The sequence below is a fragment of the Campylobacter sp. JMF_14 EL1 genome (genome assembly GCF_027737585.1).
GTDB lineage: Bacteria > Campylobacterota > Campylobacteria > Campylobacterales > Campylobacteraceae > Campylobacter_B.
The window spans coordinates 119,822-142,832 of sequence record NZ_JAOVTW010000002.1 but is presented as its reverse complement, the minus strand read 5'-3'; the positions used below and the strand labels follow the sequence as shown (position 1 = coordinate 142,832).

The following is a 23,011-nucleotide window of genomic DNA, read 5'->3' as shown; positions in this document are numbered from 1 at the left end:
TTTTCTCCTTATTAATGCAAAATAAATACCAGCGCGCTAATTCCTGCTAGCACCAAAACACCCAAATTTATATCGCTAAACCTTCTTTGCACCAAGCGCACAAGTAAATAGCTGATAAATCCGAAGCTTAGACCATTTGTAATCGAATATGTAAAAGGCATAAGCATAACGATAAAAAATGCCGGAATTAAAATTCCAATATCGCTGTAATCAAGCTTGCCAAGCTCGCTAAACATCAAAATTCCAACCATTACTAGCACTGGATAAATCGCGTTGCTTGGAATCGCTTTAAAAAGCGGAAGCATAAATAGCGTCAAAATAAAGCAAATCGCCGCAAACACAGCAGTTAGACCAGTGCGACCACCAGCCTCGACACCACTTGCGCTTTCTGCAAAGGCTGTAACCGTGCTAGTGCCCACTATCGCGCCACCTACTGAGCCAACAGCGTCGGCAGTTAAATTTCGCGCTAGTTTTTTCATACCCTCTGGATCTTCGTCGCTAAAAATTTTCGCCCTATTTCCGACACCAGTTAGCGTGCCGATACTATCGAAAAGGTGAGTTACAAAAAATGTGATAATAAATGGCAAAAACGCGAGTTTTAGCGCGCCCATGATATCAAGCTGTCCAAAAATCGGCGAGATTGAAGCAGGAAGTGAGACGATACCCTCTGGTTTAGGCGAAATTCCAAACACCCACGCAATCACAGAGGTAATCAAAATCGCCAAAATAAACGAAGCTTTTACCTGCAAAACAAAAAGCAAAATCATGATAGTAAGTCCGCCAAGACCAAGCAAAACAAGCGGATCACGCAAATTGCCAAGAGCGACAAGGGTAGCTTGATCGGCTACGATAATGCCCATTTGTTTAAGCCCGATAAAGCAGATAAATGCGCCAATACCAGCACTTATCGCACGACGCAAATCAAGCGGAATTGATTTGATAACCCAAATTCGGAAATTTGTAAATGAAAGAACAGTAAATAAAAATCCACTCAAAAACACGATTCCAAGGGCTGTTTGCCATGGAATTTGCGCCCCCATACAAAGCCCAAATGTAAAATACGCATTTAAGCCCATACCCACACTAAGTGCGACTGGCGTATTTGCAAAAAAGCCATTAAAAAGCGTCGCTAATATCGTAATTAGCGCAGTTGCAGTAACTAGCGCCTCGTATGGCATGCCTGTTTGGCTCATAATGATAGCATTTACAGGCACGATATAAATCATAGCCAAAAATGTGGTAATTCCCGCATTTAACTCTTGCTTGATAGAAGTTTTATTCTCTTCTAACTTAAATAACTTTAACATTTCTGTCCTTTCGAAAAATTCATCAAATTTTATGCGTAAATTTGAAGTTCGTTATACAAACTATCGCGCTCGACTGGGATTAACCCGGCAGTTTGAATTAAATCGATAAAATCTTTTTTATTCACACCCTTTTTGCTCTGCGCACCTGCGCTGCTTTGGATACTTTCGTTCTCAATCGTGCCGTCGATATCATCTGCGCCAAATTCTTGCGCCACTAAGGCTAAATTTAGCGTCGAAGTCGCCCAATACGCCTTGATATGCGCGACATTATCCAGCAAAATTCGAGCAATCGCGATTGTTTTTAAAATCTCAGCCGAACCCATAGCCTTAGGCGTTTGCAAATAATTATTTTCTCTTTGATACACAAGCGGGATAAACGCGTTAAATCCGCCACCATTGCCATTTTTAAGAGCTTCATCTTGAAGACCTCGAATTCGCAAAATGTGATCTGTGCGGTGAGCGAAATTTTCAATATGACCAAAAAGCATAGTAGCATTACTTTGGCGACCCATTTTGTGCCAAATTTTATGGATTTCTAGCCAGTTTGCCGAGCTTACCTTTCCTTTGCAAATCTGCTCCCTCACGCCCTCGTCAAATATCTCAGCACCGCCACCAGGCATGCTATCTACGCCACTAGCAATCATATTTTTTAGCGTTTCTTCGTAAGGCATTTTCCATTTTCGTTTGAAAAAATCCACCTCAGCTGCGGTCATTGCTTTGATATGCAAATTTGGAAATTTAGATTTTATAGTGCTAAATAGATCGAAAAACCACTCAGGCTTTAAATTTGGATTATGCGAGCTTACGATATGCACCTCTTTGGTGCCTCGCGCCACAGTATCAGCCACAATGCCCAAAATTTCATCTTTGCTCATCGTGTAAGATTGCTTCTCGTTTTTGCGATGAGCCGAAAAAGCGCAAAATTTACAGGTATCAGCGCACAAATTTGAAGGATTTATATGACGATTTGAGTTGAAAAACACCTTTTTGCCGTTTTTTTGCTCGCGGATTGCGTTTGCAAATTTAGCTAGGTCGAAAAGGTCTAAGTCCCACAATTTGGTCGCTTCATCGAAATTTAATCTTTCATTATTTTCTAATTTTTTTAATATTTCCATAAAACTTCCTAAAATTTAAATCGTAATTATATAGTTTTAAAATTTAATCTAGCTAATTTTTTAAAAATTTTCTAACGATTTACGAAAAATTACTATAATTTTGCGAATTTTGCTGAAAGGAATAAAATTTAAAAATGTGCGGAATCGTAGGATATATCGGAAATAAAGAGAAAAAAAATATCGTCCTAAATGGTCTAAGAGAGCTTGAATACAGAGGCTATGATAGCGCTGGAATCGCTATTATGGAGGGCAAGGAAAATGCGAATATTACATATTTTAAGGCTGTTGGAAAACTAAAAAATTTAGATGAAAAAATGGCTGATTTTAGCAGCGAGTGTTTTGGAGTATCGATTGGGCATACTAGGTGGGCGACGCACGGAAAACCGACCGAGCTAAACGCTCACCCGCATTTTGGCGAATTTAGCTTTGTCGTGCATAATGGAATTATTGAGAATTACCAAGAGCTAAAAGATGAGCTTAGCAGCGAGGGCGTGGTGTTTTTGAGCCAAACAGACACTGAGGTCATCGTGCATTTGTTTGAAAAATACTATAAAATTCACGCCGACGCATTTAAGGCTTACGAGGCTACGATTGCGCGTTTGCATGGGGCTTATGCGACACTTTTGATCACAAAAGCAGCGCCTGGGAAGGTATTTTTCGCCAAAAACGCAGCTCCACTAATCGTGGGATTTGGCGAGAGTGGTGAAGTTTTGTTTAGCTCATCAGACGCGCCATTAATCGGACTAGCAAGCAAGGTTACCTACCTAGATGACGGCGTGTATGGCGTGGCTAATAGCGATGAAATCAGCGTATATCAAAACGGCAAAAAAATCTCTCCAAACTACGGCGAACTCCCGAAAGACAAAGGCTACGCGCAAAAAGAGGGTTATAGATTTTTCATGGAAAAAGAGATTTACGAGCAATCCCAAGTCATCACAGAGACCATGATGGGGCGCGTGATAAAGGCTGGGGATATTAAATTTGATGAAATTTCGCCTGATTTGTTTGAGGGTGTAGATGAAATTATGATTTGTGCGTGTGGCACGAGCTACCATGCTGCGTTAGTTAGCGCGTATCTTTTCGAAAGACTAGCCAAAATTCGCACCAAAATCGAAATCGCTAGCGAATTTCGCTACAAAGAGCCGTTTTTAAACCCAAATGCGCTTTTTATCGTAATTAGCCAAAGTGGCGAGACAGCCGACACCCTAGAAGCCCTAAAAATCGCCAAAGAAGCAGGATTAAAAACCCTAGCAATCTGCAATGTCGATAACAGCTCAATCGTGCGCTTAGCAGGCAGTGTAATCCTAACTCGCGCCGGTATCGAAAAGGGCGTAGCAAGCACAAAAGCCTTTGCTACGCAGGTCATGGTGCTATGGATGCTAAGCGTCTATGCTGCAAGGTTGCGCAAAACTATCAGCGAAGACGAGCAAAACGAGCAAATTTCAACAATGCTTAAAATTCCGCAAATTTTAAAAATAAATCCGCGCCTGCAAGAGCGAATTTACCGCCTTAGCAAGCACTATTTACACGGACATGGATTTTTCTTTATCGGGCGGGATATTTTTTATCCGCTTGCACTTGAAGGCGCGCTCAAACTAAAAGAAATTTCATACCTACACGCCGAAGGATACCCAAGTGGCGAGATGAAACACGGCCCAATCGCGCTAGCCGACGGGCATCTTTTCACAATCGCGCTAATGCCACAATCCCTGCTGTATGAGAAAACCAAAAGCAATGTCGAAGAACTTGCCGCTAGGGATTCATATATTTTAGCCATTAGTCCAAAGGAATTTGACCTAGCAGATGATTTTATCAAAACCAGTGACCAAACCAGCCCAATGGCTGAATTTTTCGAAATGATGATAATCTTGCAACTTCTAGCACTTGAAATCTCTGTGCGCCTTGGCAACGATGTGGATATGCCACGAAATTTGGCAAAAAGTGTAACCGTAGAATAAATTTTAAATATTTATTTACTTTAAATTTATAAAATTCCGTGAAATTTCACTTTCACGGGGTTTTTATGAAACTTGCAGGACAAATTCTAAACAAATCTGTAATCTTAGGCGATGATGGCAAAAGATACAGCTACTCTACCTTTGATTTCCACGACGAAAATTTAAAAATCGGCGATTTTGTAAGCTTCATCGCTGAAAAAGATAAAGCAGTTTTTATCAAATACATAAAAGACGGCGTAAGCCCAGAGCCACAGGACGAGACTTCATTTCTCAAAAAAGAGGTAAATTTCGAATTCGTCGAAATCGAGCCTAAACAAAACGAAAATTTAGAGAGCAAAATTTATTCAAATTTCATACGCAAACACGGAATTCTCTCGTGCATTTTGCCACTGATTTTCGCCGGGGGATTAATGTTTTTCAAAGGCGAAATAATCTCATTTTTGCTCGCTAATAGCGCAAATTTAGGCTTTGTAAATTCAGCTTCGCTTGGAATTTTCGTAGAGTTAGCCATAGTTTTTATCTGGCTTCTAGCCTATCTAATCCCACTAAATTTCGCATTTAACGGCCTTGCAGTCGCCACACACGATCTATACGCCAAACGCCAAATCAACTCATTTAATCTATTTTTTATCCTAACTTTGATTGTCGCACTAGCAGAAATGAATAATTTCTTTGGGCTGCAAAAATACGGCCTTGGCGTGCTGTGCGCGCTAGGCGTGCTGGGGTTTTGCGGATATTTTTACAAAGCCAAGGCATTTTTTTATCTTAGCAAAAAAACAGGGGTCAAACTCTTCATTTTAGCCTTGATTGTGGATTTCGTGGCTGTATTTAGCGCAAATGTGCTAAACAGATTTTTTGGCTTTATTAACCCCGATTTGATTTGGTGGCAGCATGTCGCAATCTGTGCGGTTATCGCGCCACTTTATATACTTTCGTTTTTGCTGATAAAACGCCTTGTTTAGGCGTTTTATTTGGCTCTTTTGGCGTAAAAATTTAGCCTAAATTTAGCAAATTCGCCCCGCATTATCGCTTCTCGCATTTGTTTTACTAAATTTAGATAATAATGCAGATTATGAATACTTGCTAAGCGGTAAAATGTCAGCTCGTGCGCGCGAAATAGGTGGTTTAAATACCCGCGCGAAAAGTTTTTGCATGTATAGCAATCGCACTCATCATCAAGTGGTCCATGGTCATGGACGAAACAGGCGTTTTTAATGCTAAATTTGCCCCTGCTTGTAAATATCGTGCCATTGCGCGCATTTCGCGTAGGCATTACGCAATCAAACATATCCACGCCCCGCGCGACATTTTCGACCAAATCCTCTGGCGTGCCCACGCCCATTAAATAGCGCGGTCTGTTTTCATCAATAAAAGGCATGACCCCCTCGACCGTGTCATACATAAGCTCGTTTGTCTCGCCTACGCTCAATCCGCCTATCGCAAGCCCGTCGAAGCCCATTTCACAAAGTGCGAGCGCGCACTCTTTTCGCGCTTCATAATCCGTGCCGCCTTGGATAATGCCAAAGATATTTTGGTGAGTGTGAGATCCGCGCGCCTTATTTTCGCTGTGAAATTCTACTGCTTCCTTTGCCCATTTTATCGTGCGTTTCACGCTCAAATCAATGCGCTTTTTAAGTCTGATTTTAGCCTCGCTTTCAAGTTCGTTTGGATTGCGTGGCAAATCGACCAAATCATCTAAAATCATCATAATGTCCGAATTTAGCGCGTATTGCGTCTGTATCACAGAGCGAGGCGTGAAATAATGCGTGCTTCCGTCAATATGGCTTTTAAATTTTATGCCGTTTTCGTCGTTTTTGGTGTTTGCCCGCAGTGAAAATGCCTGAAACCCACCGCTATCTGTTAGGAAATTTCCCCCAAATTTGCTAAATCCATGAAGTCCGCCAAACTCCTCTACCACGCCAGCTCCTGGGCGCAGATACATGTGGTAAGTGTTTGCCAAAATGATTTTAGCTCCCAAAATATCGCTCATATCGTGCGCGTCTAGGCCTTTGATAGCACCCACCGTGCCAACAGGCATAAAAATCGGCGTTTGCACCACGCCGTGCGCCATTTCTAGGGTGCAGGCGCGCGCTGCGCCGTCTTTTGCGTCTATTTTAAATTTCATTATTTTCCTTTGGTAAATTTTGCGCTATTTTACCAAAGTTTTTGCCTTTTTTAGAGTTTTTGAAATTTTTGCGTCCGCTTAAATACTCGCTGTATCTCGTGCCATACAGACTTGCGTGCCAAATCGCAAAGCCAAGCATGCTAATTCCGCTTATTTTGTGGATTTTACGCCATGCCTTGCCCTTTTTAAACCCGCTAAACGCGCAGATTCCCATACTCACTGCAAGGCTATTTTTGGCTAGTTTTCGCTGAAATTGCAAATCCAAAATTTTATCCTTACTTTTCAAATTTAGCCCCTTTTATCGAATTTAAAAGCAGAGCAATCGTCGTGCCATTATGCAAAATCGCCGTAGATATCGGGCTTAAAATCCCAAGCGTAGCCAAAAGCAAAATCGCCGAATTCACCCCAACGGTAGCGTTAAAATTCCGCCTAATCAGCCTTAGTGTATCATCTGCTGCGGCTTTGATTTTCGCCACGCCCTCGATATCGTTTTTCAAAAGCAAAATTTGCGCGCTCGCCTTTGCGATGTGCGCGGAACTTGGCATACCTATCCCCACATCTGCCGCCATTAGGCTAGGAGCGTCGTTTATGCCGTCGCCTATAAATGTAACCTTATGCCCGCGCGATTGCAAATCTTTGATAATCTCGGTTTTTTGCGTCGGTAAAAGCTCCCCATACGCCGCGTCAAGCCCCAACTCGCGCGCCACTTCATCGGCTTTTTGCTTCACATCGCCACTTAGCATTATGATTTGTTTGACCCCTATTTTGCGAAGCTGGGAAATCACAAATTTAGCATTATCACGAAGTCTATCACGCAGTCCAATCACGCCCAAAAGTTTGCCGTCAAATGCGATGAAAAGTAGCGAGAGACCGCGATTTTCTAAGTTTTCAATCCGTTTTTTAAACGGCGAAAAATCTATCATCTCATCATCTTGTAAAAAATGCTTCGAACCGATGATTAAAATTTTGCCCTCTATGTTTGTCTTCACACCGTGCGCTACGACAAATTCGACCTCATCGTGGCTGATATGGATAAATCCTCGCTTTTTGGCTGCTTCAACGATAGCCTGGGCGACTGGGTGGAAATAGTGCTCCTCTGCGCTCGCTGTCAAATTTAAAATGTCTTTATCGCTGAAATTTTTATCAAAGGATATGATTTTTACGACCTCTAAATTCCCGTGTGTGAGCGTGCCTGTTTTATCGAAGACAAAGGTATCGCTAGCTCCAAGGCTCTCTAAGGCTTTCGCTCCTTTTATGAGAATTCCAGCCTTGCCAGCCTTTGAAATACTCGATTTAAAGGCAACTGGCGTCGGGAGTTTGAGCGCACAGGAATAATCAGCCTGCAAAACAGAGGCAACGCTAGTGAAATTTCGATTTATCAGATACGAAACCCCAGCTAGCCCAAAGGTAATAGGCACTAGCTTATCGCCCAGCCTCATCGCACGCGCACCGATTTGCGAGCGCTCTTTGAGTGCGTTTGCGATGTATTTTTTGATACTGTGCGCAGATGTTTCATCGCCCACGCTCTCAGCCCAAATTCGAATTTTGCCCTCTGCGACAATCGTGCCAGATAGCACCATATCGCCCCTACTTTTGCGCGCTGGCAAGGCTTCGCCTGTCATGGAGGATTGATTAATCAGCGCTTCTCCGCTTAAAATATGGCCATCTACACCGATGATATCGCCAGATCTTACCACGACGATATCGCCTGTTTTAAGCTTGCTAGCTGGGATTTTCATCTCGATTTTTTCGCCGTTTTGCTCTACCTCAACCCACGCCTCGCTAATATCAGGTTTAGCTAGCTCTTTTATCAAATCATCGCTTTTATAAACGGTGCTTTCTTCCATATACTCGCCAAGGGCTAGCATTGTATTTGTGCTATTTGCCGCGAAAGTATCGGCCCTGCCAAAGGAAATCCCCACAGCCAAAGCTTCGAGCGTTTTAGAAGTTAGTCCATGCGCTAGGCTCTCTTTTGCCCCCTCTTTGAGAAGTGGCAAACAAGCAATCAAGCTAAAAAGTCGCACAAACGCTGAATTTCGAAAGAAAAAATTCGCCCCAAGCGCAGCGACCGAGACAATCAAAGCGTTTTTGCTAGGAGTGCGAGAGCGTTCGCGCTTTTTAGCGCGCTTAAATTTGGCTAAGTCTAAATTCGCTAGGTGTTTTATCAACTCGTCGCGAGTGCTAGTATTTGCGCTATTGCAGGAGTTTGCGCTATTGCGGGAGTTTGCGCTATTGCGAGAGTTTGCGCTATTGCGAGAGTTTGCGCTCTTGCGGGAGCCCTCACTCTCGCCCTCGCCTTCGCGGGCAGTATTTTTGAAAGCTGGACTAGTAAAATTTTTGTCATAATTTATAATCAAAGCGCCGATTTTAGCGTTAAATCTGCACTCTTTAACACCGCTGAATTTTGAAATTTCTTTTAAAAATTCGCCCTCATTTAAATTTTTAAAAGCGCAAATTTTAAGCCTGATTCGCCCCGCACACTCGTGTTTTATTTCAAATTTCATTTTCGCTCATTTGCGCTTTTGCGTCCAAAAAACGCTCCTTCATCTCCTCAATCCCCATTTCAAAGAGCTCTGAGCCCTTTGCGATAAATTTAAAAAGGTTTGTTTGCGCATTTTCGTTAGTGAAAAAATACACAACCGCAGCGCCCAAAATTGCGCCATTTAGAAATGAATTTTTCTTAAAAAATTTGCTTTTGCCTAATTGATTTAGCCCGGCAAAATTTGAAAGGTTTTTGGATTTTTTGCCACCAAGTGCGCTATTTATCCATTTTGATAGCTCGCCAAACTCGCCATTTGCGCTATTTTCGCAATATTTTAAAATTTGTTTTAACTCTTTTTTAGAAATCTTTTTTTTGCTCATTTTGCTTCCTTTGTGATTAAATTTTCGCTCATTTCTAGCGCGCATGTCGCCAAAACTGCGCCCACAAGCGCCCCTAAATACTCGCCCTGGACTAGTTTATTCGCGCTATAAATCGCCCCACCTGCGATAATGCCTCCACGAAGCGCCGAATTTAGCCCGTCGCGCATGGCCTGCTTTTTGTTTTTGCCTTTTTTGACATTTGCAATCTCGCTCGCAGCCCCAGCAATCGCCCCAGCTAGCGCGCCACTTAGGGCATTATCGATTGGCGAGCGAGATAGAGTTAGTTTGGTATTCATACCCTAACCTTAAATTTGCGTCTCAGTCGCAGTGCCTGCGCGTTTGGCGCGTGGTTTTGGGGTGGTTGATTTTTTCGCGCGCGGTTTTTTCGCTGGTTTTTCGACTGATTTTTCGTTGCTTTTTTTGTTTGCGGATTTTTTTGGCTCATTAGCAGTTTTTTCTGGCTTGTTTTTAGCGTTTTTAAATTTCTCGCTAATCTCATCGCTTGCCCTATTTAGCGTGGTTTTGACGCCATCACTCGCACTTTTTACCTTATCTTTTAACTTTTTTGCACCCTCGCTTTTGGCAAGCTCGCTAAGACCTTGTGCGATTTTTTTGCGATTTGTGAGCGCATAGACACCAGCCCCGCCAAAAACTAAACCTAAAAAAAATCTAATCGGCATAATTTCTCCTTTTAAAATTTTGAAATTTACATACTTATGATTTTTGCTATCATAATTAGAAAAAGTAAAATTTGATTTTGCACCAAAACACCTTAAAATCAAAATTTTAAGGCGTTTTAAACGATAAATTTATCAAATTTTCAGTGTGAAATAATAGAATATTTTTGTATAAAATTAGCTGAATTTATAAAAACGATTTTCATTTAATTATGAAAATTTTAAGAGTAAATATCATTAGCCGTAGAATTTACAAGCGAAATTAGCTCAGGCGAAACCTGCCCAGACAAAAACTCCTCCCACAGCTGGGGCTTAAAAATTTCGCTGTCATAAAAGATCGTCAAAGAGCCAATTAGCGGGTTAAATTTATACTCTTTTATCCCGCTAATACTAGCGATTTTCGCCTTCAATTCCGCCTCACTAACCCCGCTAATCTCCCTAATCTTGGGGCTTACGCGAATTCGCAAACGCCCCCTTGTGTGGGCGATTTTGGTGAAATATTTGGCAAAATTTAAAATATCGTTTTTCTCAATTTGCATTTTTTACTTCTTTTTTGGGCGAAAGGCTGTGATTTTATCGCTTACCTCGATATAAGCGCCACCGATTAAATCTATGCAGTATGGAATCGCCGGGAAAATCGGCTCTAAACACTGCAAAATCGCCTTTGGATTACCCGGCAAATTTACGATAAGAGAGTTTTTGTAAATACCAGCTGTTTGCCTCGATAAAATGGCGGTTGGGACATATTTTAGACTCACAGCGCGCATTAACTCGCCAAAACCAGGTAGCATTTTTTCGCACACTGCCTCGGTAGCTTCTGGCGTGACATCGCGTAGGGCTGGACCTGTGCCACCTGTGGTAAATACAGCGTCGCACCCGCTCTCGCACATTTCTCGCAAACTACCCTCGATTAGCGCGCGCTCATCGGCGATTATGCAGTAGTCAAATTCCACCTCGCCCTCTATCCACTCGCTCATTATGCGCTTTATCTCTGGGCCTCCCAAATCTTCATAAACCCCGCTTGAAGCGCGGTCGCTAATGGTTAAAATTCCTATTTTTACCTTTTTTTGCATATTTTTCCTAATCATCGAAATTTAATCTATCACTTCTAGGCGCAGGTGTTTCACTCTGAATTTCGCTCTGCTCTTCGCCATGCTCTTCGCCCAAATTTTCCTCGTCCTCATCAAGCTCTGGTTGCAATATCGAGCGCACGCCAGAGTGAGTGATATACTCATAAACAAAAATTTGCTTCGCTATCAAATTTAGCGCCTCTTGCATAGTGCGAAGCGTCTCGCCCACATCTTCAAAGCACGAATTTAATATCTCATTGACGCTGGCTGGATTTGGCACGAAACTATCCCCCATAGCGTATTCATAGACCATTTTTTGCGCCAGCTCGGTGGCTTCTTTGACATCGTTTGAGCCGTTTGTAAAGGCGTCATTTTTGTGTATCGCAAGGGCTGCTGTGCCGCTGAGTAGGACTTTGATTTGATTTAGCATTTGGGTTTTGGAGCGGATTTCGAAATCATCGTTTAAAAATTTATCGTTTAAAAGCTCGATTTTATCGAAATTCATCGAATACCAATACGCGATTAGCGCCTTTGCAGCCTGATAAAAGGCTTGGATTTCTTTTTCGTTTTCGGTTAAAATTTGGCTTTTTTGCACACCATAAAATACCTTTGTGCGCACATTTTCGAAGTCTATTAGCTCGATTTTATCGCTTCCCCTCTCCAATGCCTTCATCGCAGCCTCATTGACAAATGTCGCCACGCCTGCCCCGCTAAATCCCACGCAAAGGCGACTAACCTTGGTTATATTTAAATCAAATTTTTTATCCGCAAGGTAAATTTTTAAAATTTCAATCCTGTCTTTGTAGTTTGGTAGCGAGATAAAAATGCGCCTATCAAACCTGCCAGAACGAAGTAACGCCTCATCAATCAAATCAATTTTATTTGTCGCTGCGATGACCATTACACCACTATTTTCCTCAAATCCGTCCATTTCTGTTAGAAGCTGATTGAGCGTGGCTTCTCTCTCATCGTTGCGCCCAACGCCCCTTTTACCGCCCACAGCGTCGATTTCGTCGATGAAAATAATCGCAGGCGCGCAGGATTTTGCCTTGGCAAAGAGCTCCCTGACGCGCTTTGCGCCCACTCCGACAAACATCTCGGCAAAACTCGCTCCGCTTTGGTAAAAAAACGGCACGCCAGCCTCGCCAGCTACGGCCTTTGCAATTAGCGTTTTTCCCACACCAGGAGCCCCAATCATCAAAACGCCCTTTGGAAGTTTTATCCCAAATTTTTGGTATTTGAGCGGATTTTTTAGAAAATCTACGATTTGGATTAGCTCGTCTTTGACCTCGCTAATGCCTGCGATATCGCTAAATTTCACATCGCTTTTAACTGGTTCAAATGAGTTTGGTGCGAAATTTTGCGGCGCAGTATTTTGGGCTTGCGAAGCTAAATTTTGCCCTTTTTTACGGCGTGAAAGCACGGTTTCGAAATAATAGACAAAAAGAAAAAACGCAAAAGTGAAAATCACCAAAATCGCGCTGATTGTCATTTCGCCACTATTGCCGTGCGATTTGCTGATAACTGCGTGATTTGCCAGCTCTTTGAGATCGACGATATCGGCTAAAATGCGGTATCTTTTGCCCTCGTAAATGAAATTTAGCGCGCCGTCCTCGATATGGGCTCGCTTGATCAAATCCCTTTGCATAAGCTCGCTAAATTCGCGCTCGCTGATGTATTGCGCGTCATCTTTAAAATACACAATACTAAGCAAAACGATAAGCAATCCCAAAAACACAAGGATTAAATTTAGCTTGTTTGCCTTAAATTTCTGCCACATTTGACTCAAATTTGACTTCATAATCTTCTATCCTTACCCATTTTTTAGATAAATCTTTTTCGCTTTTTATCAAAATTTTATTATAAAACTCATCGTATCCCTCGTAACACTCGCCATTTTTGCGCTCTACTAGCACCGAAAGCGGCGATTTGTGAGCTTTGCGAAACTCGAAATTATTTAACGCTACGATATTTTTAAGCATTTTAAGCCTAGCTTTCGCCACTTCGCCATTAATCCTCCCACTCATCGAAGCAGAAGCTGTGCCCCGGCGTGGAGAGAAAATAAAGGCGTGCAGGTGCGTAAGCGGGAATTTTTTGAAATTCTCAACCGCCTCGCCCCAGACTTCCTCGCTCTCGCCAGGGTGAGCGACGATGAAATCAGTGCCTAGCGCAAACCCTCTCTCGCCTAGCTCCAAAAACAGCTCCAAATCCCTAAACGCCGTGTTTCTGCGACGCATAATGCTAAGCATCGTCTGCGAAGTGTGCTGCAAAGCGATATGCAAATGTCGCTCCAAAAAGCTCTCGCCCAAAATTTCGCGAAAACTCTCATCAATCTGACTTGGCTCGATTGAACCCAGCCTAATGCGCTTTATGCCTGAAAGGCTGCCAAGCCTTTGCAACAAAGCCCCAAGAGATGTGGCACTATCCTTGCCATAGCTACCGATATTTGTGCCAGTTAGGACGATTTCGCTAAAACCATTTTGGGCTAAATTTCGCGCCTCATTTATAATCAAATTCTCATCAATAGAGCGCGCACGCCCCCTTACAGAGGGGATTATGCAGTAAGCACACGAAAAATCGCAACCCTCTTGGATTTTGATAAAGGCTTTCGTATGATTCTCAAAATCGCCGAGCACGCTACTTTCTTTATACTCCAAATCTCCGATATCGTAAAATTTCGTATCTGCGCGCAAATACTCATCGATTTTGGCCTTTTGGCTCATACCAAAAACGCCAAAAATTTGATTTTTTGCTAGCAAATTTTGCCCCTGCGATTTGGCTCCACAGCCTGTTAAAATCACCCTTTTACCAGCCCTATTCATACGCGAAATATAGCCTCTGACATCGCTATCTGCGCCGTTTGTAACGGTGCATGAATTTACCACAATGATATCTGCTTCGCTCTCATTGCCCACAATCTGCGCGTTTTGCACCATTTTTTTGATTAATTCAGTATCGTAAATGTTCGTGCGACACCCAAAGGTCTTAAAATACACCCTCACCTATACTTCCCCCATAGGTGGCTCGTTTGGCTCGAAATTTGGCGCTTTATTTGCGCCGTAAGTTTTGCCGTTGTAAAGCGTGTAAGCTGGGTAAGCGATTTTGATATCATCTTCTTTTTGCAAGCTTTCTAAAATTTCACTTGAAATATTGCTTCTAAGCCCCAAAGTAGCGTATGAATTCGTCATATACCAAACCGAAATTTGAATACCATAAGGCTCGAAAAAGCTAAAAATTCTAGGCTCCACATTTGGGTTTTTTATGCTATATTGAGAGCGGAGTTTTGACATTTGCTTTTTAGCGATATCGGTGTAGCCTTTCGAATACTTCCTGACTATGTTTTTGATGATATACATAGCTTTTTTGTGATTGCTATCAAATGTGAGTAAGATATCGATGCCGTCCCAAACGGTCTTTAACCCAGAGTGCGTATAATTAGCCAGCAAATCTGTAAAAATGTAGTTATTCGGTATAAATACAACCCTGCCGGCGCGCTTGTTTTCTCGCCATGTAGTCATCGTAACATCTTCGAAAATCGTCATTCTAAGCACGGAAATATCGATGATATCACCCACATACACGACACCATTTTTGCAGACTTTGACGCGATCCCCTACCCTAAATGTGCCGCCAAATACGATTACAAGCCAGCCAAGAGAGCTCATAAACATATCCTTCATCGCAATCGCCAAACCAGCCGAAGCAAAGCCCAGCACGGTGACAAAATGCGTCATATTGTCGATATACGAAAATAGCAAAATCAGCACGATAATGGTGAAATTTATGACATTTATGATTTTATTGACAAGGTAGAAATTTTCATCATTTATAACATATCTTTTGGCGATAAATTTGGCTAAAAACGCCAACGCCAAAACTATGCCAATCCATATAAGGATATTTCCAGCGCGCTTGATTTGCGCCGTGATATCGGCAGTTAGCGCGGTGATTTGGGAGTTTATTTTTTTCTCATAGACATCATAAGTCGTCCCAGCAAGCTCGTAAGCAGAGCTAAATTCGCCGATTTCATATTTTAAATTTTCGTAATCTTTGATAAGTTTATCATCTGGGGAAATTTTCTCCACTTTGGCATATAATTCGGCCTTGGTTTCGAGTTTTTCTATCAAAACCTTTAAATTTTCGATTTTTCGTTTTTGCTCTAATTTTTGCTCTTGCAAATTTCGAATCGTTGAAAAGCCCGTGATTATCGAAAAGGGATTGCTCACGCGCTCTGGTTCTGGGGTCTCTGGCATAGCGACAATGTCCAAAAATGGGCTTTTTTCATACTCTTTTAAAAGCGAAAGTTGCTCATTTACGGCGCGAAGTTTTTTGCCTATTTCGTTGATCTCGTCCGCGTCGCTTAGGGATTTTTGCTCATCTTGCAGGATTTTTTGCTGTTTTAAAAGCTCTTGGTAACCGATGAAATTCGCAAATCTGCTAACCCAAAGATTGTTTTTGATCTCTTCATCAATCGCCCTAATCTGCTCGCCAAGCGGAGCAATCATCGCTACATCGGCACTTTCGCTCGAATTGACATATTCTTTATTTAATCTAGTGGCGGAGCTGTTTTGCTCTGATAAGCTTAAATTTTGCTCTGCTAAATTTTCGCTTAAATTTCCCTCACCAAAAGCAAAAACAAAAAATAAAAAAAGAGTTAAAAATCTATTCATTGAAACGCTCTTAATGTCGATTTTACGAGATTTTCATCGATATCATCAGATACGAAAAAATCACCAATTCCGTCTGGCATGATGAATTTTATCTTGCCTGAGGCACTTTTTTTATCCAGATAAAACATTTCGTAAAATTTATCTACATTTTGGATTTTATAGCTTAGCGGAAGTCCGAATTTAGCAAGCACTGCGCGAATTTTCTCTGCTTCGTTTGCGCTTAGTTTGCCAAGTCTTACAGCCAAATCATTTGCCATAACCATGCCAATCGCCACAGCCTCGCCGTGCAAATACACAGAATAATTCGTCAAATTCTCAATCACATGCGCAAAGGTGTGTCCGTAGTTTAGCACCGCTCTGATGCCATTTTCGCGCTCATCTCTCGCCACGACACCGGCTTTTATTTCCACGCATTTTGCGATGATATGGGCTACTTCGCTCTCATTTTTCAAATCATGCTCGCAAAAATACTCAAACAGCTCTTTATCAAATGTTACCGCCATTTTCATAGCTTCTGCCACACCTGCGCCAAATTCGCGCGCTGGCAGGGTTGAGAGAAATTTACTCTCACAATACACGGCGCGTGGTTGATAAAATGAGCCGATTAAATTTTTGCCAAAGCGGTTATTCACGCCTGTTTTCCCGCCCACGCTAGCATCGACTTGGGCTAAAAGCGTGGTTGGGATATTTATAAAATTTATCCCTCTTTCATAAATACTCGCGCAAAATCCCGTAATATCGCTAATCACGCCACCGCCAAGTGCTATTAGCGTGCTTTTGCGATCTAGTTTGGAGCTAAAAAGTTGCTCTAAAATTTGCTCCACGCTGGCTAAGCTTTTATACTCTTCGCCATCAGGAATCGTGATAATAAATTTCTGCTCGCACTCCAATCTCTCCAACAAATACGAGAGCCAAAGCCCGCTAACCTTGGGGTTTGTGATGATTGCGACCTTACCAGGAAGTGAAATTTTGGCTAATTCGTCGATAAAAACGCTGTAACTTTTCTCTTTCAAATCAATATCAATTTTCATATTCTAACCCCTTTATTTGCCTTATTGTAGCATAAATTTTGCATTTTTTTACCCCATATCGCATGGAAGAAAAATTTGGTGATTGTGGCTTAGTTTGAAATACATTTTGTCAAGGTCTTTTTTGAAAATTGCTGTCGATTTCGGGGCTAAAATTTTATCGCTAAATGGCACAAACTGCAAGAAATCACTCTCTCCGCTAAGCTCGATTAATGGGTTTTTGCTCATATCATCGTGGATTATGAGCTCTTTTGAGAAAAGCTTTGACAAATTTAGATAATTTTGCACAAACTCGCCACCTTTACCGCCGTTTTCGTTAAAAATATACAGGTGAATATTCATACCAAGCTGCGAACTGATATCAAAAACCACGCTTGATTCCTCGTCCATATTCGCTCCGCCATTTACCACCACACTGCGTTTTATCGCGTCTAATTCGCTCTGCCCTAGGCTTAAAATCGGCACGCCAAGACTTTGCAAATAGGCTTTGTTTTTTTCGAAAATCTCCCTCACACACACGACCAAACCAGCCTTATTTTCGCTCACATCGCCGTTTAAATTCGATATATTTTTCTCTTTATAATCAATTAAAATTTCAAATTTTTCATCATCGCTTTTGGCCTTAATCTCCTCGAAACTAGGCGAAATTTTAGGATTCACCACCCTAATGCAAATTTTGTGATTTTGAAGCCTGCTATCTAGATACTCCACCGCTCTTAGCGTCTTATAAATCGAGCTCTCGCTCATTTCCTTCATATCAATTAGTGCATAAATATTTATCCCAAATGGCGATGGAAACTGGCCGTTTTGCTGTTTGACCTGTGCAAAAACCGCGCGCAAGGCACTTGGCTCGCCCACGACCAGAATCGTATCGTTTGGATAAATCACCGTGCTTTTCGTGGTGATTATGTAGGTGTTGTGGCGATAAATCATCGGGATTTTGTATCGCTTCGAGCTTAGAGTGCCTACCTTGCGATACGCAAACGAGCTTCCCACTGGGATTTTTACCTCCATTATCTCGCCCCTGCCAAGCCCTACATACTGCGCAAAAACCGGGCTATCTGGCAGACAACCCATAAAACGAGATGAATTTAGCGATAAAACATTTAAAATTTTAATATGCTTTTCTTCTTTATACTCTTGCACCAAATCCCAAAAATCAGCGAGATAAATTTCCAAATTTGGCGCAATTTCTTTGAGATTATTTAGGCTCACCCTAGCGTCAAATTCAATGTCCATTATCATTATGCACCTATCAAATTCGCCCTGATTTACTACTAATTTTAGCCTTTCTATGCTTGTGGGATCGAAAATCTCCACGCTGAAATTTTGCATACCCAAAATCCCCTCAGGCACGCAGGAGCTGTCTTTTGCGATGATGAAGTATTCGTGGATAACATCTTTGGATTTGTAAATTCTATTTAAAAAATGGCGCGCGAAATCGCCACTTGCTATGATTAAAACTTTTTTCATTTTTATCCATTAAATTTTGATTTTTCAAAATTATATCAAACATGGCTGAAATTTAAGCGTTTTTGCAAACTCTTTCAAAGAATTTTAAGATATAATTAAAGGTTAATTTTCACAAAAAAGAGGCTAAAATGAACGATAAAATCACAATTATCGGCGCAAGAGAACACAACCTAAAAAATATAAATTTGAAAATTCCAAAAAATAAATTAGTCGTTTTTACGGGGCTTAGCGGCTCTGGCAAATCCACGCTGGCCTTTGATACACTCTACGCTGAGGGGCAAAGACGCTATGTAGAGAGCCTTTCGGCGTATGCTAGGCAGTTTTTAGACCGCGTAGGCAAGCCAGATATCGACAAAATCGACGGCCTAACTCCTGCGATCGCGATAGATCAAAAAACCACCTCCAAAAACCCGCGCTCGACCGTGGGCACGATAACTGAAATTTACGATTATTTGCGCTTGCTTTACGCTAGAACAGGCGTGCAACACTGCCACCAATGCGGCAAACCAATCTCAAAAATGAGCTCATCTGATATCATCGCCGAGGTTATGAAACTCCCAAATGGCGCGAAAATTTCAATTTCTGCCCCGCTTGTGCGCGAAAAAAAGGGCACTTTTGCTGATTTGATCGAAGATATGCGAAACAAAGGCTATGTCAGAGCCCAGATTGACGGCGTTTTAGTCAGACTTGACGAAGAAATCGAACTAGCCAAAACCAAAAAACACACGATTAAAGTCGTCATCGACCGCGTCAGTATCAGCGAAGAAAACGCCACGCGAATCGCAAGCGACATCGAAAATTCCTTAAAACTTAGCTTTGGCGAGGTCGAAATAGATATCGCAAATGCCGATGAATTCGGGCTTGCGCACGATCATATCCATTACAGCGAACACATGGCATGCTTTGATTGCAAAATTTCATTTACACCGCTTGAACCGCTGACTTTTAGCTTCAATAGCCCCAAAGGTGCGTGCGAGGAGTGCGACGGGCTTGGGATTAAATTTAGCCTAGATTTAGCTAAAATCATAAACGAGGCAAATTCTATCGAAAACGGCGCGATTAAGGTAATGTCAGGGTTTAACAAAAGCTATTATTATAAATTTTTGCTCGGATTTTGCGCCTCAAACGATATCCCCACAGATGTCCCATACGCCGAGCTTGATGAGGCGCAAAAACAGCTTATTTTATACGGAAGCGCGAAAGAAGTGCCGTTTTATTGGAAATCACACAAACTAATGCGTAAATTCGAGGGCGCAATCAAATACGCCTATGATTTGCTAAAAAACGAAAACGATTTAGACGAATATATGAGCGAAAAAACCTGCTCTGCTTGTGGCGGACTGCGTCTAAAACCCCAAAGCTTAGCTGTAAAAGTCGCTAGCAAAGGCCTTGGCGAAGTGGTGAAGACAAGCATAGAAGAAAATGTCAAATTCTTTGGCGATGAGAAAAATTTCGCCCATTTTAGCCCGCAAGAGGCGCAAATCGCAGCACCGATTTTAAAAGAAATCAACGAAAGGCTATTTTTCTTAAACGATGTAGGTCTTGGATACCTGACCCTCGGGCGCGATGCGCGCACAATCAGCGGTGGCGAAGCGCAACGAATCCGCATCGCAAGCCAGATTGGAAGCGGACTAAGCGGGGTAATGTATGTCCTAGATGAGCCTAGTATCGGGCTTCACGAGCGCGATACACAAAAGTTAATCAATACACTTAGAAATTTACAGCAAAAGGGAAATTCCGTAATCGTCGTCGAACACGACAAAAAAACCATACAACAAGCGGATTTCGTCGTAGATATCGGACCAGGGGCTGGTAAATACGGCGGCGAGGTCGTATTTAGCGGAAGCGTGGAAAATCTGCTTAAAAGCGACACGCAAACCGCGCTGTATATGAACAATCACAAAACGATTGATTACCAAAAAAACCGTCCGCAAAAAGAGTGGTTAAGCATAAAAAATGTCGAAATCAACAATATTCACGGCCTAAGCGCAAAATTTCCTTTGCGAAATTTAGTCGGAATTACCGGAGTTAGTGGCAGCGGCAAAAGCTCGCTCGTGCTTCAAACAATCCTGCCAGCGGCATTGGAGGAGCTTAACCGCGCCAGAAATGTTAAAATTCTAAAAAATGCCAAAATTTCAGGCCTGCAAAATTTAGACAAGGTCATCTACCTAGACCAAAGCCCAATCGGTCGTACCCCACGCTCCAATCCAGCCACTTACACTGGCGTCATGGACGAGATCCGCGCGCTTTTTGCGCAGACAAAAGAGGCGATGATAAGGGGGTATAAAATCGGGCGATTTAGCTTCAATGTCAAGGGCGGGCGTTGCGAAAAATGCGCAGGAGAGGGCGAAATCAAAATCGAAATGCACTTTTTGCCCGATATCAGCGTGGTTTGCGACGCATGCGGCGGTTCGCGCTACAACGCCCAGACGCTTGAAATTTACTACAAAAACAAAAATATCGCCGAAGTTTTGGCGATGAGTATCGACGAGGCGTTGGAGTTTTTCAAAGCTGTGCCAAAAATACACCAAAAGCTAAAAACCCTCCAAGATGTAGGCCTTGGCTATATCGCGCTAGGTCAGCCTGCAACCACGCTAAGCGGGGGCGAGGCTCAGCGCGTCAAACTCGCAAAAGAGCTTAGTCGCACAGATACTGGCAACACACTTTATATCCTCGATGAGCCGACCACTGGCCTGCACTTCGCCGATGTCGATAGGCTGGTGCAGGTTTTGCACCACCTCGTGGATTTGGGCAATTCGGTCTTTGTCATCGAGCATAATATGGACATCATCAAAAACTGCGACTATCTCATAGATATGGGGCCAGATGGTGGCGATGGTGGCGGAAAAATCGTAGCGCAAGGCACACCAAAACAGCTAGCGAAAAACTACAAAAAAACGCGCTCATATACTGGGGAGTTTTTAAACGAGGAATTTGCGGGGTAAAATTCGGGTGAATTTGGGGGAAATTTAGCGTGAATTTGGAGTTAAATTTGACAAATTTAGTTTAAAATTTGCATGAAATTTGCGCTAATTTTCCCAAATTTTCAAATTTAGCCTAAAATTTCTCGGCTAAAAATCTACGATAAATTTCATCTTTGCACGCGCGTGAAATTTCGCCGTTTTTGCAGGCATTATCTAAAATTTGCAAGAAGTCACCCGCAAATTTTGGCTCGTCATAAAATTTAGCTATCGCCTCTGTAACCCTGCCTGGCAAATTTGCAAATTTCGGCGCAAAATTCGCCCTTGGCTTCAAATTTATCTTTTCGATTTTATTATAAAGACAGCTAAATTTTTGGTTTATCTTGCGATTTTTGTGAAAGTGTCCGAAATACCACTTCCTAAATTTCACTGATTTTGGGATTTAAATTTGAATAAAAGTGGTGGTTAGAGGCAGAATCGAACTGCCGACACGCAGATTTTCAGTCTGCTGCTCTACCGACTGAGCTATCCAACCACGAAAAAAGAAAAATTATTTTATTTAAACATTGCTTAAATAATGATAAAATTTGAGAAATTCGGCTAAATTTCAGCCAAATTTACTCAAAATTTCCAAATAAAGACAAATTTTAGGGTATAATGGCGCGAAATTACAAAATTTACGAAATTTACAAATTTAAGGATTTTTATGAAAGCGATTTTTTCGATTTATATCCTCGCTCTTGGCGCGCTCATCGGTATCGAGCTTAGCCTTGGCGCGCTTGTGGCTCCGACGATTTTTTACCCGCAAAGCCTCATTGGCGAGGGCGTGCTTAGCCACTTCCAAAGCGGTCAGATGATGAGCGCGATTTTTGTCAAATACAACGCCATTTTAATGCCGATTTCGATAATTTGCCTCATTTTTGAAATGGTGAATTTCAACAACAACAAATCCCAGCCTTTCAACCTAAAACTCTCAACCCTCATGTTAGCGCTCATAAACCTCATTTTAGCGACACTTTTCGTGCTGTATTTCACGGAATTTATCCTTGACGCGCAAAAGCTAGGCGAAGCAGGCACGCAAACAGCCGAATTCGCCCAAATCCACAAAGCCAGCGAGTGGTGCGCCAAACTAATGATAATCGCGCAAACGGTGCTGTTTTTCCTAAAAATGGTGCCAAACTTGCGCATAGGCAGAGGCAATGAAATTTAGGATTTATTACGACGATACCGACGCGCAGGGCATCGTGTATCACGCAAACTACATAAAATTTTGCGAGCGGGCTAGAAGCGAGGCGCTAATGCGCGCGGGCGTGAGGTTTTTTGGCGAGCACTCGCATTTCGTGGTGAGCGATTTGCAGGCGAAATTCCTGCGCTCTGCGGTGCTAGGCGACGAACTAGAAATCAAAACCACGCTCAAAGAGCTAAAAAACGCAAGCGCGGTGCTGACGCAAAAAATCTACAAACTAAAAGATATAAATGGGCGCGAATTTGACGAGCTAATCTTCGCCCAAGATGTCAGAGTCGCATACCTGCAAAACGGCAAACCAGTGAAATTCAGCGACGAAATCGTGGAGTTTTTCAAGGGGTTGTGAGGTTTGGCATGGCTAAATTTCGCAAATTTAAAATATAAAAACTTTCTTTTATCTACCGAAAATTTTAAAAGAATTAAAGGGGCTAAAATAAAATTTGATAAAAATATAAAATTCGGTGGGCAAGGATACCCACCCTACGGTGCTGGCACAGGTAAAAATAAGATTGGTGGTTATTGGACAAAAAACGGAAAAATAGTTACATTTTGGGATTAA

At 42.2% G+C, this 23,011-nt stretch carries 22 protein-coding genes and 1 tRNA gene; 6 read left to right on the top strand and 17 right to left on the bottom strand.

Translation table 11 applies throughout. The features are described from left to right. Positions 1-11: 11 nt before the first annotated feature. Entirely contained in the window at positions 12-1,307 is a 1,296-nt protein-coding gene (locus tag OFN73_RS04195; RefSeq protein ID WP_270862369.1) for an NCS2 family permease, read from the bottom strand. Between the two features lie 29 nt (positions 1,308-1,336). After that, positions 1,337-2,422 (bottom strand): aminofutalosine synthase MqnE, encoded by a 1,086-nt coding sequence (gene mqnE / locus OFN73_RS04190; protein ID WP_270862368.1) that lies wholly within the window; start codon positions 2,420-2,422, stop codon positions 1,337-1,339. Between the two features lie 134 nt (positions 2,423-2,556). On the opposite strand from mqnE, the gene glmS reads away from it, so the two are divergent. Both glmS and OFN73_RS04180 read left to right on the top strand, forming a co-directional pair. After that, positions 2,557-4,380, top strand: coding sequence for a glutamine--fructose-6-phosphate transaminase (isomerizing) (gene glmS / locus OFN73_RS04185; RefSeq protein WP_270862367.1), 1,824 nt, complete (start codon positions 2,557-2,559; stop codon positions 4,378-4,380). A 65-nt stretch (positions 4,381-4,445) separates the two neighbouring features. Next, positions 4,446-5,342 carry a hypothetical protein gene (locus OFN73_RS04180; RefSeq protein ID WP_270862366.1) on the top strand — a complete coding sequence of 299 codons (897 nt, stop codon included), beginning with the start codon at positions 4,446-4,448 and terminating at the stop codon, positions 5,340-5,342. A 5-nt stretch (positions 5,343-5,347) separates the two neighbouring features. Here OFN73_RS04180 and tgt read toward each other — a convergent pair whose 3' ends face one another. The 13 genes from tgt to OFN73_RS04115 form a co-directional block, all read right to left on the bottom strand. Continuing rightward, on the bottom strand, positions 5,348-6,505 hold the full coding sequence (gene tgt, locus OFN73_RS04175; protein WP_270862365.1) for a tRNA guanosine(34) transglycosylase Tgt: 1,158 nt from the start codon (positions 6,503-6,505) through the stop codon (positions 5,348-5,350). Continuing rightward, positions 6,495-6,791, bottom strand: coding sequence for a hypothetical protein (locus OFN73_RS04170; RefSeq protein ID WP_270862364.1), 297 nt, complete (start codon positions 6,789-6,791; stop codon positions 6,495-6,497). Before OFN73_RS04170 ends, tgt begins: the two co-directional genes overlap by 11 nt. Further along, a complete protein-coding gene (locus tag OFN73_RS04165) occupies positions 6,781-9,009 on the bottom strand; it encodes a heavy metal translocating P-type ATPase (RefSeq protein ID WP_270862363.1) in 2,229 nt (742 codons plus the stop codon). The genes OFN73_RS04170 and OFN73_RS04165 overlap by 11 nt, the downstream gene beginning before the upstream one ends. Continuing rightward, positions 8,999-9,367: a YtxH domain-containing protein gene (locus OFN73_RS04160; RefSeq protein ID WP_270862362.1), complete on the bottom strand. Its 369-nt coding sequence runs from the start codon at positions 9,365-9,367 to the stop codon at positions 8,999-9,001. The genes OFN73_RS04165 and OFN73_RS04160 overlap by 11 nt, the downstream gene beginning before the upstream one ends. Next, positions 9,364-9,663, bottom strand: a complete 300-nt coding sequence (locus OFN73_RS04155; protein ID WP_270859170.1) for a Cys/Met metabolism pyridoxal-phosphate-dependent enzyme — start codon at positions 9,661-9,663, stop codon at positions 9,364-9,366. Before OFN73_RS04155 ends, OFN73_RS04160 begins: the two co-directional genes overlap by 4 nt. A gap of 9 nt (positions 9,664-9,672) precedes the next feature. Then, the gene (locus OFN73_RS04150) at positions 9,673-10,047 is read right to left on the bottom strand and encodes a hypothetical protein (RefSeq protein WP_270862361.1); all 375 of its coding nucleotides are present in this window, start codon (positions 10,045-10,047) and stop codon (positions 9,673-9,675) included. Positions 10,048-10,265: 218 nt separating this feature from the next. Next, complete coding sequence (locus tag OFN73_RS04145; RefSeq protein WP_270862360.1) at positions 10,266-10,583, bottom strand: HMA2 domain-containing protein; 318 nt, start codon at positions 10,581-10,583, stop codon at positions 10,266-10,268. Between the two features lie 3 nt (positions 10,584-10,586). After that, positions 10,587-11,117, bottom strand: coding sequence for a molybdopterin adenylyltransferase (gene mog / locus OFN73_RS04140; protein ID WP_270862359.1), 531 nt, complete (start codon positions 11,115-11,117; stop codon positions 10,587-10,589). A 7-nt stretch (positions 11,118-11,124) separates the two neighbouring features. Next, positions 11,125-12,915, bottom strand: a complete 1,791-nt coding sequence (locus OFN73_RS04135) for an AAA family ATPase (RefSeq protein ID WP_270862358.1) — start codon at positions 12,913-12,915, stop codon at positions 11,125-11,127. Further along, entirely contained in the window at positions 12,878-14,116 is a 1,239-nt protein-coding gene (gene mtaB, locus OFN73_RS04130) for a tRNA (N(6)-L-threonylcarbamoyladenosine(37)-C(2))-methylthiotransferase MtaB (RefSeq protein ID WP_270862357.1), read from the bottom strand. Before mtaB ends, OFN73_RS04135 begins: the two co-directional genes overlap by 38 nt. Then, positions 14,117-15,784, bottom strand: a complete 1,668-nt coding sequence (locus OFN73_RS04125; RefSeq protein ID WP_270862356.1) for a mechanosensitive ion channel family protein — start codon at positions 15,782-15,784, stop codon at positions 14,117-14,119. Beyond that, the gene (aroB, locus tag OFN73_RS04120; RefSeq protein ID WP_270862355.1) at positions 15,781-16,815 is read right to left on the bottom strand and encodes a 3-dehydroquinate synthase; all 1,035 of its coding nucleotides are present in this window, start codon (positions 16,813-16,815) and stop codon (positions 15,781-15,783) included. Before aroB ends, OFN73_RS04125 begins: the two co-directional genes overlap by 4 nt. 48 nt (positions 16,816-16,863) lie before the next feature. Then, complete coding sequence (locus tag OFN73_RS04115) at positions 16,864-18,285, bottom strand: TrkA C-terminal domain-containing protein (protein ID WP_270862354.1); 1,422 nt, start codon at positions 18,283-18,285, stop codon at positions 16,864-16,866. Between the two features lie 128 nt (positions 18,286-18,413). On the opposite strand from OFN73_RS04115, the gene uvrA reads away from it, so the two are divergent. Beyond that, complete coding sequence (uvrA, locus tag OFN73_RS04110) at positions 18,414-21,230, top strand: excinuclease ABC subunit UvrA (protein WP_270862353.1); 2,817 nt, start codon at positions 18,414-18,416, stop codon at positions 21,228-21,230. A 112-nt stretch (positions 21,231-21,342) separates the two neighbouring features. Here uvrA and OFN73_RS04105 read toward each other — a convergent pair whose 3' ends face one another. Together OFN73_RS04105 and OFN73_RS04100 are read right to left on the bottom strand one after the other, a co-directional pair. Further along, a complete protein-coding gene (locus OFN73_RS04105) occupies positions 21,343-21,636 on the bottom strand; it encodes a hypothetical protein (RefSeq protein ID WP_270862352.1) in 294 nt (97 codons plus the stop codon). Positions 21,637-21,665: 29 nt separating this feature from the next. Beyond that, a tRNA-Phe gene (locus OFN73_RS04100) sits at positions 21,666-21,741 on the bottom strand. A gap of 171 nt (positions 21,742-21,912) precedes the next feature. On the opposite strand from OFN73_RS04100, the gene OFN73_RS04095 reads away from it, so the two are divergent. Genes OFN73_RS04095 through OFN73_RS04085 form a run of 3 tightly spaced genes read left to right on the top strand, consistent with a single transcriptional unit; the run spans position 21,913 to position 23,011 of the window. Continuing rightward, entirely contained in the window at positions 21,913-22,416 is a 504-nt protein-coding gene (locus OFN73_RS04095) for a DUF4149 domain-containing protein (RefSeq protein WP_270862351.1), read from the top strand. Further along, a complete protein-coding gene (locus OFN73_RS04090; protein ID WP_270862350.1) occupies positions 22,406-22,798 on the top strand; it encodes a YbgC/FadM family acyl-CoA thioesterase in 393 nt (130 codons plus the stop codon). Before OFN73_RS04095 ends, OFN73_RS04090 begins: the two co-directional genes overlap by 11 nt. Positions 22,799-22,801: 3 nt before the next feature. Then, complete coding sequence (locus tag OFN73_RS04085; RefSeq protein ID WP_270862349.1) at positions 22,802-23,011, top strand: hypothetical protein; 210 nt, start codon at positions 22,802-22,804, stop codon at positions 23,009-23,011.